The organism is Clostridioides sp. ZZV15-6383 (genome assembly GCF_020657735.1).
In the GTDB taxonomy this organism is placed as follows: domain Bacteria; phylum Bacillota; class Clostridia; order Peptostreptococcales; family Peptostreptococcaceae; genus Clostridioides; species Clostridioides difficile_D.
On sequence record NZ_JAGWCV010000168.1, the window covers coordinates 1 to 388 of the forward strand.

Sequence of the window (388 nt, forward strand, 5' to 3'; positions counted from 1 at the left end):
CTTCTAATCAAAAAGATGATTTGAAAAATCAAGTGGAGTTTCTTAGACAATATGCAAATGCTAAAGGAATAATAGTAGATGAAGTTATTGAAGAGTATGGAAGTGGACTAAATTATAATCGTAAAAAATGGAATAAGCTAATTGATAGTTGTATGACTAATGAGGTAAATACGATTATTGTAACTCATAAAGATAGATTCGTTCGATTTGGGTATGAATGGTTTGAGAGATTTTTAGGTAAATTCAATGTAGATATTATACTTGTAAATAATGAAAGTCTTTCACCACAAGAAGAATTAGTTCAAGATATAATATCAATACTTCATACTTTTAGTTGTCGCATATGTGGATTAAGAAAATACAAGAAAAAGATTAGAGAGGATGAAGA

The 388-nt window shown here is 27.8% G+C and carries 1 protein-coding gene; it reads left to right on the top strand.

Annotated elements, in window-relative coordinates:
- On the top strand, positions 1–388 hold a 388-nt coding region (locus KGF42_RS19285; protein ID WP_227826920.1), incomplete at both ends, for an IS607 family transposase.